Genomic DNA, 13,134 nt, shown 5'->3' with positions numbered 1-13,134 from the left:
AACGAGGGGTATTTTGCACAATTTCATTTATAAATCACAAATCTGTAATCTCATTTGATTGAAATTATGCGCATTTCATAGATCTACATCACTGTTGGGGTTTGACGTATAGATGTTATCTATAGCTCGCTCCTGACTTCCTATTTTCCCCTCAAAAAGGTGTTCTTTAGACTGTCGCCAAAACAACAATCTAAGGGATGAACATGAAACCGAGTTTTATTGCGCTTGCTGTCGCGTCTTGTATTGGTCTTGCTGGATGTGGGTCAGATTCTTCTGATGCGCCAGTGCCGGTCGACAAACCAATTATTTCAGCCGACTTATATTTACGTGGTTTAAATGGGGATTGGGGCACGGCAGAGCATGCCAAGCTAAACTATTTGGGTAATAACGAGTACGAAACCGTACTGCGCGTCGCTCGAGGTAGTAATCAGTTCAAGATTGCTGATCCGGGTTGGCAGATCCAATACACCTACTTTGAGGAGCCCGCGGCGTTCGATAAAGCTCAGGAGTACCTGCCAAAACCAGACACGAATGAAGCGTGTATGAACGATGATTGCAACTCTGAGATCACGTTTGAAGACAAAGGGTATTACAAGTTTTCTGTGAGCTTTGCCGATGAAAGTCGCGCGTCAATGACTGTGACGAAAGCAACACAAGAAGAAGCGGAAAAATACTACTCTGATGCGATTCTCGACCCTGCAATGGTGCATGAAGGGCATCAGAGCAAAGAAGTGAAACTGTTCGCCAATTACGATGACTCGAGTGATACCGTGATTTTCTCGGTGAAAGATCCTAAAGCGGAGCTGCGTGAATTTGGTATTTCAACGACGACAGAATTGCGTGATGCGCTCGACCAAGGCTTAGTGATTAATGAGCAAACAGGGCCGCGAGTGGTGTCGGGTGATGTCGCGTTTGACGCGTTGTTTGCATTGACGATGAAAGAGCTAGACCAGCTTGCCGTTTCTGAAATCAAAGACGGCAATTACAACTACAACAACCCAATCAAAGCGGAAGTTTTTGAGACGGGCGCGAAGTGGCATTACGTATGGACGCGTGATTTGGCGTACGCAGCAGACCTTTCGCTTGCATTGATGAATCCAACTCGCGTGCAAAATGGTTTGAATTTCAAATTGTCTGCTTTCCGCGACACGACCGATCAGCAATACGATGGCGAGCAGATTGTGCAAGACACGGGCACGGGCGGCAGTTGGCCAATCAGTACCGACCGTACGACTTGGGCGCTTGGTGCAGAACGCTTACTTTCGGCATTGGATGGGGAAGAGTACAACCAGTTTGCAGAGCGCGCATATAAAGCGATCAGTAATACACTTGAAGCCGATCGCCTGGCGGCTTTTGATGCGAAATCCGGTTTATACACTGGTGAGCAATCATTCCTCGATTGGCGTGAGCAAACTTACTCAACGTGGACGCCAAACGATGTCAATGCGATTGGTAGCAGCAAAGCGTTATCGACAAACGTGGTTCACTACCGCGCGATTCAGCTCGCGGCTAAGTTGGCAGAGAAGTACGACTCAACCAACGCGGTCAAATACACCGAGTGGGCTGAGCAGTTAAAAACCGCTATCAACGATCAGTTTTGGAATGCCGAACGCGGTATGTACGTAAGCTATTTGTTTGACAATGGCAAAGACATTGCGGTCGACAAATACGATATGTTGGGCGAAGCGTTGGCAATCATCAGTGGCGTGGCAAGTGATGCGCAGGCGAAACAAATCATGGCCAACTACCCACACAGTGAGTTTGGCGTGCCGGTTTACTTCCCTCAACAACCGGACGTGCCTGTGTACCATAATCGCGCAATTTGGCCATTTGTTACCGCGTACAGCTTGCGCGCCGCGCATCAAACACAAAATGTGGCAGCAGCGAACAATGCCATTCAATCGTTGGTTCGTGGTACAGCGACCAATTTATCCAACATGGAAAACTTAGAGTGGCTTTCTGGTAAGTCATTCATCATCCATAGTGATCATGGCGAAGATCCGAGCTTGGATGGCCCAGTGATTAACTCTCAGCGTCAGCTTTGGTCTGTGGGTGGCTACTTGAACATGGTGGTAGAGACCTTATTCGGCATCCATACCGAAACGGGTAAGTTGGAAGTGAAGCCATTTATCACAAGTTGGGTGCGCAATAACTTGTTGGCTCAGTCTGAACAAATCACGTTGGAAAACTTTGCCTTCAAAGGAAAGAACTACTCGGTAACGATTGACTTGCCTGAAGTAAGCAAAGATGACACAGGTTACTACCCAGTTGAAAATGTCACGATGGACGATGAGGGGCATTTCCACGTGACATTGGGCGCGCTTGTGAATGTAGATAGCAGCATTACTTTAGTTTCTGGTGTGAAACCGTACGCAAGTGAAGATAGTCGCGTTTATTCTCCGCAAGAGCCAACATTGGTGGTAAAAAGCGTTGATAATTCGGTTTCGATTGACGTGACGAGTAAGTACAACGTGAACTTGTATCGCAATGGCGAGCTGATTCAAAAGAACGTGATTGCTCAATCTTATTCCGATACGCCAACAGGTTTTGCTTGTTATTTGGCTGAAAGCATTAACGATAAAGGCTTCCGTTCTAACCCAAGCCAACCTGTTTGTGTCGGTGAAGAGATCCGCATCAAACTTGATGGCGAATATCAGCCACTCAAAGACAATGTCTCAGTGGTTACGGTGAGTAAAGACAGTGGCATCGTAAAAGGTGCAGAGTCGTTTACAGCCCCTGTAACGGGCACTTACCAGTTCGATGCTTGGTACAACAATAACCTAGGGCAACTTAATACTGGCATCACGAACACCGTGAAATTGTTAGAGGTATTGGATGATGCAGGTAAAGTGGTTGGTCAAGGTTACTTGCAGATGGGCCATATTGGTGAAAACCAAGGTATGCGTTACTCAACGCCAATTGAGGTGACGTTGGAGCAGGGAAAAACCTATCAGGTCGCGCTGAAGGACCACTTCAATATGAGTTACCTCAAATCGAATGAAACCTACATCTACGCAGGTGGTATTGAGGGTGAAAAGAACGAAGCGCAAATCGCAGATATTCGAATCACACCTTTAATGTAGGCTGTTTTAACAAAGCTGTGTTCTAAAAACTGTGTTCTAAGAAAGACAAAGCCGCTGAGATTATCAGCGGCTTTGTTGTATTTTCTATCGGGCTGTTTGCAGATTAGTTTGTGGCCTGTGGACGAGGCTTACGACGCTGACCTGATGGTTTGTTTCCTGCAGGTTTAGCATTGTTTGGCTTGCGGTTACCAGACGGTTTACCAGCGTTGCCACTCTTATTACCGTTTGGTTTATTTCCACTCGGTTTATTGCCATTTGGCTTGTTGCCGTTAGGTTTGCGGTCATCTGGTTTACTGTTTGCACGACCTTGGCCTTCACGGTTGCCTTTAGGCTTGCCCGCACCGCCTTGGTTGGTGCTGTTTTTGTTGCCGTTGTTACCACCGTTGAAGCGACGTTTAGGTTTGTTTGCACCATTGCCTGTTTTCTTTTCGGTTGCTGGAGCGTTTTCACTTGCAGCATTTGGCGTTTTTGGTTTTTTTGGCTTCTTAGGTTTTTTCGGTTTGATTGGGCGCGTATCCAGTTTAGATTCTGGCACCACATTGGTTGGCGCAAAACCTTCCAACTCTTTACGTGGTAGTACTTCTTGAATCAAACGTTCAATCGCAAACAACTCAGATGCTTCTAGCGCACACACCAGTGAAATCGCTTTACCTACTTCGCCCGCGCGGCCAGTACGACCAATACGGTGAACGTAGTCTTCTGCCACTTTAGGTAGCTCAAAGTTCACCACTTGCGGCAATTGAGGAATATCGATACCGCGCGCAGCAATGTCCGTCGCGACCAACACACGAATTTCACCCGATTTAAAATCCGCCAGTGCTTTGGTACGCGCGCCTTGGCTCTTGTTGCCGTGGATGGCAGCAGCCGGTAGGTTTTGTTCGATAAGGAACTTCGTCAGACGGTTTGCGCCGTGTTTCGTTTTCGTAAACACCAGCACTTGCTTCCAATCGCCGTCTTTGATCAATTTAACCAACATCGGTGCTTTCTTTTTCACGTCTGCTGGGTAGATGCTTTGCTCAACCGTTCTCGCCGTCGAGTTTGCCGGGTTCACTGAAATCTCAACCGGGTTGTTCACCAAGCCTTTCGCAAGGTCACGGATTTCATCCGAGAAAGTCGCCGAGAAAAGTAGGTTCTGACGCTGTTTTGGTAGCAGAGCTAGGATCTTACGAATGTCACGGATAAAGCCCATATCCAACATACGGTCTGCTTCATCGAGCACTAGCACTTCCAGTTGGTCGAACTTCACCGCATTTTGGTTGTACAAATCCATCAGGCGCCCTGGTGTCGCGACCAACACATCCGCACCTTTGCGAAGACGCTGCATTTGCGGGTTGATCTTCACACCACCAAAAACAACCGCACTGCTTAGTGGAAGATGACGGCCGTACATAAATACGTTTTCTTGCACCTGAGCTGCAAGCTCACGTGTTGGCGTTAGGATCAGTGCTCGAACTTGGTTAGCACGAACGCGAGGGCCGTTCGATAAACGCTCAAGAATCGGTAGCGTAAAGCCTGCAGTTTTACCTGTACCAGTCTGCGCTGCTGCCATTACGTCTTTCCCTTCCAAAATAGCAGGAATTGCTTTTGCCTGAATTGGCGAAGGGGTGTCGTAGCCTTTCTCTTGAATAGCTTTAAGGATTGGAGCAGATAGACCTAACGAGGTAAAACCCATATGTATGATTCTCAATTGTAGAGTTAGATAACAACGCGCCGAAAACAAATCGGTGCGAAAAGTGCGACATTCTGAGGCTTTTACGCGCAGGCTTCAACTAATTCCGTCATGGATAAATATTTGAACTGGATCTCATTTCTTTTTGGCAGGCAAAACTGATAACTGGTTTGGTCGATCGATTGAATGGTTTTACGTTGGCGATGCCCATTCTTACATCGCTATCACGGTATGCAGTTTTAGTTTATCAAATGCTGTTCGGAGTGTGGGGGAGGCTTGCTCCTTTCATTACTCCGCTTTTGCATGCGTTAAAAACGCACTCGTCAATTGCTGAAAGAGCGAATCTACCGATGGGCGGTCGGATACATGATGGAAGAGCGGTGTGTGGACATCACCACGAATATCATCGCTGTGACCGCAAAGCTGATTACACATTCGTACTGGTTCGACAATCTTCTCGACGTCGGCATCAATCAGAATGCATGCTTGTGACAATACCACTTGTCCGCCGCCTTTTTTAAGTAAAACACGCTGCGCGGTTCCCACGACTTTTTGCCCGCCAATGTTGAGGTTGTACTCGCCATCGCAGTAGGAATAAGGCGTAGCATGAACATCCACTTTCACGCCGAGCTGTTTAAAGAAAACCGTTAATATTGCACATAAATCGAGATACGCTTTTTTGATGTTGTAAGGCTCGCCTTCTGGCCAGTGGTAAATGTGGGATAGATTGATAATACCTGGCACCTGAGGGACTGGGGCACCACCGGTTTTACGAGAAAAGAGCTTCCAGCCAGACGTATTTAACGCATGTTCTAACTCATTAGACACTGGCCATTTCTTACCCGCGGGAAGCACGAGCGTTGGACTTTTTACTTGCCAAAGCAATAGCACTTGCGAGAGTTGGTTGGACTGAACTTGTTTAATGAGCTCATCTTCTTTGTCAAATGCATCAGCGACTTCCGTAGCTGTGTAGCGAATTAGCTTATTTTTAGCAACCAAACTCTATCCCTCGCGGCTATTTAATCGTTACTGTTGTATCTCAGATACAGCTTTATTGCTAGGTCTGAGTGATTAGGCTTTTGCTCGCTAGCTGCATGATCACCTTTTGGATCTTTTCCGTTGTCCATTAATTCTGCTTGAACACGCGATAAAAAGTTTTTGCTAGTCATCACATCAGCCATTCATAAAATCTGCCATCTATGAAAAATTTTGGCGATATAAGTATGAAAAAGCGAGTGATGACTCTCGCGTTAGCGGCATCATTAACGGGATGTGTGACGTTCCCAACTCAAGAATCTGAGCAAGTACAGGTGCTTTGGGACAATGTGAATGCGATTGAAAACTGTGAACTAATGGGTACCGTGATCGGCTCAGAAGGACACTTTTACGATTACTGGTTTCACGCAGATAAAGACATGGTTTGGGGGACGCTAAACCAAATGCGCATCAAGGCGGTGGATTTAGGCGCAGATACCTTGTACTTGTATCAACCGTTGAGCTTTTCTACGTCAGTGACGATGTTTGCAAATGCTTACAAGTGCAAACAGTAGCGATTTTCTTGCTCATAATTGAAAGACAGGCGCTGCTCGCCTGTCTTTGATGCGTTCTACAAATACTGGAGACTTTGCGTTAATTAACGTTTGCTGTCGCCACCGCTGATGTATCAGAAAACGACAATGTAAAGTCTCGCTCGGTATTAAGCACTTTGGCTGGAAACTCTAAGCTCAACTGCGTATGTGGCGCGACTTCTGAAGCAATGCTAGTAACGAATTTTCGGGTTTCTCCAGGAGAGATCGATATGTCACTTCCACCTTGTGATGAGAGCTCAGCGATACCCATTGTTTCAAGTGTGTTACCTGCAGTATCCGCCAGGTGTAATAAAGACTCTGACTTGTAGATTAATTCTCCACTTTCTGTGCGATATGCATTAAACGAGTTGAAATTTGGTTGCAATGATCCTTGTGAACCAATGTTAGTAACGGAAAATGTCACATTAGCGCCATCAAAGTTCTCGACTCTTACAAGTACGTTACTGTCTTGGTAACGAGCGGCTGCCGCCGCAGTTGCTTGCTGTTTCTGCCTCTGTTTCTCTTTTTCAATGTCGCTTAACTGTTTCTGCTCATTAGCGATTCGATTCTTTGCCATGTAGTACGACTGATCGACCATTGCTATTAAAGCGGGGATTGAATACAAAGTGAGGCCTTCCAAATGGTCAAAGTCGATTTTGGCATGTTGAGTACGTTTATGATTAGAAAATTGGCAGTAACCATCAATCAAACTGATTAAAGCCACTTCAAAAGTGCCCTGTAATCGGCTTACTTCCTGTGCTGCTTTCTCTAGATTTGAGCGGACTTTCCGAATCTCTTCCAAACTCTTTTGTGAAAGACGACCGTTTGGCGATACGTCGTTAGAAACCGAAACCAGTTCTTCGGTCACAAATGGATTGTTTTCGGCAGGAATCACCGTAGTGATACGGTTAGATTTGGTGATGTCTTCGCCTAATAAAACTATCATTTTTTGCGATGCGGCGGTTGTGTTGCCCACTAATACGTCGCTACAGTTTGGCGAAGTATTGGCATATGCGGCGAATGCGGTAAAAAGTGAAAGTGTAACGGACCAGCCGATGGTGACGAGTCCTGTCGTGGTTCGAGCATTCATCCTGATAACCCCTCTGTCATTTGGTGCGACTCACTGACGTAATTGCCAATCAAAAGATTGGCTCGCGACATTCAGAATGGTTCTGGTCAACCCTTCGTAGTGGGTATGCCCACAGATGCTTTTTTAGTCGTTTATCAACCGCTAAGCCACGATTGATAAAGTGTCTGAAATTGAGAGCATTAACGCTGCGAAGTTGATGTCTTTGACTGAAAGATAGACGTAACTTTTCCAACCATCAAATACGTGATTGAGTTCTCATTTTTATATGAGTGAGAGGTTCAAGAGAAAACAGGCACTTACTGTAGAGAGTTGATTTGAAGGAAAAATATAAATTTTTTTGGGGAACTTTTTTGATGCTGCCTTTGAGACTTTTTTTGAATCTCAAAGGCAGGTTCTTACACTCGCGTTCAATTACAATGTGTTGAGGACATCCGCGAGTCGAGAGACAGCTGTCGTCAGTTCTTCTGGTGTAGCATTGGTAAAGTTAAGACGCAGAGCGGCTTTTACCTTTGAACCTTCTGGATAAAAGACCGGGCTCGGCACTACAGCAACCCAGTTTGCGAGAAGGTTTTTCGCCAGTTCGAAGGTGTCGCATTCTGGAATCTCGACCCAAACGAACATACCACCATCGACGGGTTTGAGTACGCAACTTTCTGGCAGCTGTTTTTGCAGTTCAGCAAACATGACATCGTAACGTGATTTGTAAAGAGCACAGATGGTTGAAATGTGCGTTTCGAAGTTGTCATGTTGCAGTAGACCATGCAGCAAAGCTTGCATAGGAATACTAGAGTGCAGATCGGCACCTTGTTTAATTTTGATAAGTGGCTCAAGGTAGCTGCTTTTGCCCGTAACTACACCAATACGCAAGCCTGGTGAAGCTATTTTGGAGAAAGAGCGCAATACGATGGAGTGTTGCAGGCAGAAATCTGAAACTAGCGGTAGTGCTTCACCAGAAAAACGCAGCTCACGGTATGGTGCGTCTTCAATGAATGCAACGTCGTATTGGATACAAAGCTCGGCAACTTTTTGGCGAGTCTCTAGCGCCCAGCATACGCCCGTTGGGTTGTGAAAATCGGGTACGGCGTAGAACATTTTTGGTTGCTGCGTGGCAAAGCATTGTTCGAGTTCTTCTAGGTTTGGGCCACACTCGGTTTGTGAAACGGTCACGATGTTGGCTTGCACTAGACCGAATACTTGCATAGCACCAAGGTAGCTCGGTGCTTCCATCACCACTTTATCGCCCGGATTTACGTACGCACGCGCAATCAAATCTAGCCCTTGCTGAGAGCCCGTTGTGATCATAGCCAAATGAGATTCCGGCAGCTGGTAATAATCGGTCAAAAAGTTAAGTAGCGGGGCGTAGCCTGCTGTTGCGCCATATTGAAACACCTCTGGCATATTAGCGAGGTTTTCGAGCGTCGGTTTCATTAAGTCGATCGGGAAGGTTTTTTCGTCCGGCAAGCCACCTGCAAGAGAAATGACGTTCTTATCGCTCGCTGCTGCGAGGATCTCTCGGATGTAGGATGACTTAGTTTGTTGTAATGACTGTGCGATTTCCATGTGCTGTGCTTCTCGTAATTGTCTTTTTTATGTCAGAAATAGTATAGGTAAATTGCCAAGCTTGGTGTGTCCATTTATGCTGTTAAACATGTCCATTTATGCTATTTAAGCGAAAGTTTACTCCGTGAGCCATCAACAAGTTTCCAGAATCAATGACGTGCTGTTTTACATTCACCAGGACATTAGCAGAGATTTATCGGCTAAAGAGCTAGCAGATGTAGCAGCCTATTCTGAACAGCACTTCCATCGTATTTTTAAAGATGTGGTAGGGGAGTCTGTCCATCAATATATCCGTCGAACAAGAATGGAATACGCCGCCAATCAACTGATGTTTGATACCAGCTCATCGGTGTTAGACATTGCTAACAAGTGCGGCTTTAGCTCGGTATCTTCTTTTAGCCGAGCGTTTAAAGCAACGTTCGCTATGTCTCCTGGCGCGTGGCGAAAGCATGATTTACAAGTCGCAGAAAAGCCGTATCTAAAAGATCCAGAAGTGGCTGCGGGTTATCATCGGGTTGCTAAACGCGAGTTGCCAGAACCTAAAATTATGGAGGTTCCACAACGCTTTGCGGCTTATGTGCGGCATGAGGGTTATAGCCGTTCCATTCGTAATGCGTGGCTGATTTTGAAGGCGTGGGCAAGCTCTGAGAATCGGGACTTTTCGGTTCAATACGGTTTGCATCACTCCAACCCCGCTTGGGTTGAGCTCGATAAGTGTCGCTATGTGGCTTGTATGGCGATTGATAAGCCGCTTAAAGTACGCGGTGTCGTGAATCAAATGACGATTCCGGGTGGTTTGCATGCTGTTTTTCGCTTAACAGGGGTATATGGAGAGCTTCTTCCTCAATTGAGTATGGTGTTAGAGAAGTGGTTGCCGAATTCAGGCTTTAAGCAGCGTTCTACTCCCGCTTATGTTCACTATCATAAAAACCATTTCCTTAGCCATGATGAGGCGTTTGAGCTGGACTTCTATCTGCCCATCAGTTTTTTCTAACTGGAGTATTTATTTACTATCCGTAAGGAAGAGAATGCTAAGCTCTACATGGTGATTTTTTACAAATAATTGAAAATTAAATGAACATCGATCATGTAAAGCTATTTGTCCGTTTGGCTTCGACACACAACATCAGCATGGCTGGTCAGGAGCTTGGACTTTCTCCTGCTGTCGCTAGTGCGCACATCAACAAACTTGAGGACAGCTTAGGAGTTCGTTTAGTTCATCGCACCACACGCAAAGTTTCCTTAACTGAAGAAGGGCAGGCTTTTTTACCTCACGCGGAGGAGGTCCTTGCAACAGTGGAGGCAGCAAGGGGAGCTGTTGGATCAGGGCAGAGTGCGCCAACGGGAGTATTACGTATAACCGCCTCTGCAACTTTTGGTCGCTTGCATATTGTGCCCGCATTAAAAGGTTTTATGGCGCGTTACCCAGGGTTAACCGTGGACTGCCGATTTTCTGATTCCATTATTGATCTGGTTGAGGGAGGTTTCGATGTCGCCATTCGTGTCGCTGAGTTGAAAGATTCTTCATTGGTCGCAAGAAAGCTTGCGCCAGATCGTCGTATTATCGTTGCATCACCAGATTATATTGAACAATTTGGGAGACCTAACAAGCCCCAAGACTTGACGAATCATCAATGTATTAACTTAGTTGGAATGAATAATTGGTCATTCAATACAAAAGATGGAATGGTCAATGTAAGAACTTCTGGTCGTTTTAAAACTGATAATGGTGATGCGATGAGAGACGCGACGGTAAACGGGTTAGGTATTTCTATCAACTCGGTTTGGAGTGTTTATCAAGAATTACAAAGTGGTCAGCTAGTGGAAGTACTCGAAGATCACCCTTTAGCGATGGATGCTGGGATTTGGGCTGTGTACCCAAGCTCTCGTTTAATTGCGCCTAAGGTGCGTGCCTTTATTGATTACTTTGCTGAATACTATGGCACGCCACCTTATTGGGAGTTTGCGGAAAAGTGATAACAAGTTTCACTTATCGAATACATTGTTTTTAAGGTCCGAATAAAAACGAACCTCAAGATAATTCTTAATTGTTATTAATAGAGTTTGCTTAAGATTAATTCAATAGTATCAATTATCTGCTGTGTTTTGCTTTGATCTAATGCATCAGGGTGTGGGGGCGCGAATGCTTCAATGTCATTATCGAAGTACATACCATGCGCTTGAGCAAACTCTTCTGATAGCGCAGCGCGAGTTAGAATATCTGCTCCTAAGCGGATATCACCACCAGCAACCCCATAAGCATCTTTAACCATCTTACTACCTAGGAATGATTTTGGGTTTACTGATACCAACATAGGGCCAGTGTTCTTAAGCTTTAGTCCGATTGCTCGTGACCACATCGTTAATGCCAATTTGCTTTGGGCATATGCTTCGCCATCTGACAATGGTTTGTTACCGAGTAAAGCGCTAGTGTTTACTGTTGTTTGTGCAGCTGAAGACAAATTAACCACACGACCCGTATCTCCGAGCAACGGCAATAGCTCTCTAGTGAGTAAGTAGGGAGCAATGGTGTTGACTGCGAAGCGTACATCAAGACCCTCTTTAGTTCTTGGATTTGGTGTTGCGTACACACCAGCATTGTTAATGATGACGTCTAAATGATTGAACCGTTCTGTTATCTCCATCACTATCTGTTTTACCGCATTGGGAGAGGATAAATCAGCAACAAGGCTTTCAACTTTACCACTTTTCATCTCCCTCAAACTTTGCTCAACTTGTTGAACTTTCTCTATATTCCGGCCATGAATTATTACGTGTTGTTCACGGTTAATTAACATTTTCGCGGTTTCTAAACCAATACCGTCAGTAGATCCAGTAACTAGAATTGTCTTTCGCATGATCGCTCTCATTGTTGAGGGTTAATATAGAACGATCATAGTGGCATCTTTTGCATTCGACTATTGAGACTAAAAAGAAAACACTTTCTAGGAAAAATTGAAAATAACTTTGTTGTTCTTTTTGTGGACGGTGCGACGAATTAACGTCTCATTAGATGCTACGGTTATACATGTGGTGCTCAAAAATTAGGCACTATTTTGTACTCAAATAATAGCCAAGAGGTCTCTATGTTAGGTGAAAATCACTCATTAACTCATGAATTCCCAGAACATTTGGATACCATTACTCAGCTTACCGAAAACGATGCATCATTTGCTGAAACCGTTAAAAACTACAATGCTTTAGATAAGGAAATCCGCGTACTAGAACTTCAAGGAAGCCCGATTGATGATCACGAAATGAACGTGTTAAAACATAACCGGGCTGAGCTCAAAGACTGGCTCCACTCGCGAATAATGGGTTCTTAGTGACGAAATGATCATCGGCTCGTAAATTGCGGGCCGATTTTAGTTCCAATGGACGATGCCAAGTGTGCAAACACTAGGATTGCTGAGCAGGAGCTTGGAGTGGCAGGTGGCCTGTTTTTACCCAAATGACCGTTTCTTGCTCTACAAAAGGAAAGTGCTCACTCATATGTGGACTGCGTATCCAAGAGTAGGGAGGATAGGTTCCTAGCTCGTCTTTAAATTCCCCCGATAACACAAAAATTTCTTCACCACCAAAGTGACGGTGTGGTTGAAACTTCTCACCTTTTGGCCATTTAACCAACGCGACATGTTCGTGCTCAAAATGATGCAGAGGCATGACTTGCAACCCACCGACACCACTCTGCCAGCTCGCTTGGTTTGTATTAATGCGAACTGTTTCAAGATCCTCAGATTCGAACTGATTTAGTTTAACTAAAATCACACAGCCTTCTTTGCTAAATGGTGCGTGTTGACTTCCTGGAGGGTTACGAAGGTAAGTGCCAGCAGGGTAGTCACCGTATTCGTCAGAGAATACTCCCTCGAGCACCAATATTTCTTCTCCTCGAGGGTGAGGATGAGTCGAAAACTGCGAATTTGGCTTGTACTTAACGACGCTGGTGGTATGCCCTGATTCTTTGGCTTCTCGTTCCAAAGGTTTGCGCCACACACCTTTGGAAGGGCTGGCGATCCACTCCTGTTGAGCAGTATCTATCACGATTCTTTTTGAAAAATCCATATTCAACATATTGAAATTCCGTTACTTATTTAATTACTAATTCTCATTAGTATACGTATAAAAAACATCAATTGATTCATTTGTTGATAGCCCAATTCATGG

At 45.2% G+C, this 13,134-nt stretch carries 11 protein-coding genes; 5 read left to right on the top strand and 6 right to left on the bottom strand.

The window, feature by feature from the left end:
• The first annotated feature begins 203 nt into the window (after positions 1–203).
• Positions 204–3,083 (top strand): Six-hairpin glycosidase-like protein, encoded by a 2,880-nt coding sequence (locus H9L11_RS23400; RefSeq protein ID WP_205391239.1) that lies wholly within the window; start codon positions 204–206, stop codon positions 3,081–3,083.
• A gap of 103 nt (positions 3,084–3,186) precedes the next feature.
• On the opposite strand, the gene H9L11_RS23395 is transcribed toward H9L11_RS23400, so the two are convergent.
• Positions 3,187–4,755, bottom strand: coding sequence for a DEAD/DEAH box helicase (locus H9L11_RS23395; protein WP_205391238.1), 1,569 nt, complete (start codon positions 4,753–4,755; stop codon positions 3,187–3,189).
• 285 nt (positions 4,756–5,040) lie between these two features.
• The gene (locus H9L11_RS23390) at positions 5,041–5,751 is read right to left on the bottom strand and encodes a lipoate--protein ligase A (RefSeq protein ID WP_005373753.1); all 711 of its coding nucleotides are present in this window, start codon (positions 5,749–5,751) and stop codon (positions 5,041–5,043) included.
• A 224-nt stretch (positions 5,752–5,975) separates the two neighbouring features.
• Here H9L11_RS23390 and H9L11_RS23385 point away from each other — a divergent pair, with 224 nt between their 5' ends.
• Entirely contained in the window at positions 5,976–6,302 is a 327-nt protein-coding gene (locus tag H9L11_RS23385) for a DUF4156 domain-containing protein (protein WP_017633591.1), read from the top strand.
• A 79-nt stretch (positions 6,303–6,381) separates the two neighbouring features.
• Here H9L11_RS23385 and H9L11_RS23380 read toward each other — a convergent pair whose 3' ends face one another.
• Positions 6,382–7,410 carry a hypothetical protein gene (locus H9L11_RS23380; RefSeq protein WP_205391237.1) on the bottom strand — a complete coding sequence of 343 codons (1,029 nt, stop codon included), beginning with the start codon at positions 7,408–7,410 and terminating at the stop codon, positions 6,382–6,384.
• A 411-nt stretch (positions 7,411–7,821) separates the two neighbouring features.
• A complete protein-coding gene (locus H9L11_RS23375; protein ID WP_205391236.1) occupies positions 7,822–8,970 on the bottom strand; it encodes a PLP-dependent aminotransferase family protein in 1,149 nt (382 codons plus the stop codon).
• A gap of 124 nt (positions 8,971–9,094) precedes the next feature.
• Here H9L11_RS23375 and H9L11_RS23370 point away from each other — a divergent pair, with 124 nt between their 5' ends.
• Entirely contained in the window at positions 9,095–9,964 is an 870-nt protein-coding gene (locus H9L11_RS23370) for a helix-turn-helix domain-containing protein (protein WP_005387011.1), read from the top strand.
• Between the two features lie 80 nt (positions 9,965–10,044).
• Positions 10,045–10,947, top strand: a complete 903-nt coding sequence (locus tag H9L11_RS23365) for a LysR family transcriptional regulator (protein ID WP_017633593.1) — start codon at positions 10,045–10,047, stop codon at positions 10,945–10,947.
• Between the two features lie 77 nt (positions 10,948–11,024).
• On the opposite strand, the gene H9L11_RS23360 is transcribed toward H9L11_RS23365, so the two are convergent.
• Positions 11,025–11,828, bottom strand: coding sequence for an SDR family NAD(P)-dependent oxidoreductase (locus H9L11_RS23360; RefSeq protein WP_025767963.1), 804 nt, complete (start codon positions 11,826–11,828; stop codon positions 11,025–11,027).
• 228 nt (positions 11,829–12,056) lie between these two features.
• Between H9L11_RS23360 and H9L11_RS23355 the strand changes: the two genes are divergently transcribed.
• Positions 12,057–12,296, top strand: a complete 240-nt coding sequence (locus H9L11_RS23355) for a YdcH family protein (RefSeq protein ID WP_005373737.1) — start codon at positions 12,057–12,059, stop codon at positions 12,294–12,296.
• A 73-nt stretch (positions 12,297–12,369) separates the two neighbouring features.
• On the opposite strand, the gene H9L11_RS23350 is transcribed toward H9L11_RS23355, so the two are convergent.
• Positions 12,370–13,041 carry a cupin domain-containing protein gene (locus H9L11_RS23350; protein ID WP_205391235.1) on the bottom strand — a complete coding sequence of 224 codons (672 nt, stop codon included), beginning with the start codon at positions 13,039–13,041 and terminating at the stop codon, positions 12,370–12,372.
• Between the last annotated feature and the right edge of the window lie 93 nt (positions 13,042–13,134).

This window comes from Vibrio sp. sp1, assembly GCF_016920955.1.
In the GTDB taxonomy this organism is placed as follows: Bacteria; Pseudomonadota; Gammaproteobacteria; order Enterobacterales; family Vibrionaceae; genus Vibrio; species Vibrio alginolyticus.
Note: the sequence above shows the minus strand (reverse complement) of the source record. Positions and strands in the feature narration are given on the sequence as shown.